The organism is Legionella tunisiensis (assembly GCF_000308315.1).
Taxonomy (GTDB): Bacteria; Pseudomonadota; Gammaproteobacteria; order Legionellales; family Legionellaceae; genus Tatlockia; species Tatlockia tunisiensis.
This window is the reverse complement of sequence record NZ_CALJ01000120.1, coordinates 1-1,652: the sequence shown is the minus strand read 5'-3', so window position 1 is coordinate 1,652 and position 1,652 is coordinate 1. Positions and strand designations below refer to the sequence as shown.

Sequence of the window (1,652 nt, the reverse complement as noted above, 5' to 3'; positions counted from 1 at the left end):
AAAAGGCCGACCTTAAAAATCTACTCACCAGTGATTTCGAGAAAGTAAGCCCTATAACTATCGATGATATTAATAAAATAAAAATATTAGCGGTATCTAAGACATCCTACAGAAGAAAACAAACTTGTCCTTTGCATTCGGTGATTCGATGATAAATGCAGGTATCCAGTCGGGTGATATGTTGGTGGTTGATAAGGATATTGGGGCTGCTCATGGCCGAATAGTGGTTGTCTTTGTCGATGGTGAGCTTACGGTAAAACGCTTAAGTATCGATAGGGCACCGTCAACTTAACTTTAGTGTTAGACTAGGGTCTATTTAGGTGGTGGAAAGATGTTGGAGCAAAAGCCGAAGAGATATCGTTATCCTGTAGAGATAATCAGTATTGCGGTATGGAGTTATCACCGGTTTACTGATAGCTACCGAGATGTTTCGGAGCGGTTACTATATTTAATTAAACTTAATTACTCTTATCTGTGATTCATTATCGAAATAGTTATGGCCAAAGATTTTTTTCTCGATAAATTTGGCTTTATTCTCAGTTAATAACATTACTTTTGTTGGCCTACTCCTAAGAGGACATAGGTCTGTAATGATTGATAAATCTGGACTTAAAATCTCAATATTATGTAACAGGGAACTAGCGTTTTTCGGCCTAAGCAATGGGCTATATTAGAAGGGTAAATAAATAATTTATCTACCCCAATTAGATCTAATATATTTTTTAATGAAAAGAAAAGTTTTTCATCAGTCCATGACTGAGCAATAATAGAGCAGTGCTTGATTATATTTACAACATAATTTAACCCATATTTTTCAACCAAACTTTGCATATAAATTTGGGGGTTCTGATTCTCATATTCTACATTCTCTGTATTATGATATGTTAAGATTTTATCTGGTAAATTGCGATATAAATCAATATGTTCCTGTAAATAAATCCCAAATGCGTCATAGAATTCACTAGGCACTTCAAATCGACTATTACAGACCAATTGTTTTAATTTTATCCAAAATTCAATCACTTTATGACTGTTATCGATTATAACTAATTTTGGTGTTTTTCCTGATTTCCAAGCTTACATATGAGTCCTAAAGAACGAAGTCCTGAGGTTCCAACAAGAGCAATCTTTCCATGATCTGGCTTAAAAAACGCCATGTTTTTATTTTAGGATCGTTGCCAATTAAAAACGCATCATAATCTTTCAGATCATATGCAGGAATTTGGTCTATTGAATATTTTTTTGAGTTTGGTAACTACGCCAAAAGCTTTGAATTATGGTGAGCTTTGTTAAATTTTTATTGGTGGTTTTTTTCAAGCCGGGAACGCATAAATAATATCCACTGAACAATATGCTCACAATTTAAACATAAATATATTAAGACAATATTATGTCAATATTTTTATCTCAATATAATCCCCCCGAAAAATAAGTGATTGAAGTGAGCTATGAAACGGTGCGCCAATGGTGCATCAAGTTTGGCTCTCATTTTAAGAGCGTAATTAAAAAACGTGAGCCAAGACCATCCGATAAATGGCATTTGGATGAGCAGCAACTGCGCATTAACAGCGAAACTTATTACTTATGGCATGAAAGAAAAAGAAAGAAAATCTTGGATTTGGCTTTTTTCGATTATTTTAATAGTAGTACTA

At 33.8% G+C, this 1,652-nt stretch carries 2 pseudogenes; both read left to right on the top strand.

The features are described from left to right. Positions 1–133: 133 nt before the first annotated feature. Positions 134–268, top strand: a pseudogene (locus BN58_RS29725) (LexA family protein); the annotation flags it as partial. 1,173 nt (positions 269–1,441) lie between these two features. Beyond that, positions 1,442–1,652: pseudogene (locus tag BN58_RS33445) on the top strand (hypothetical protein); the annotation flags it as partial.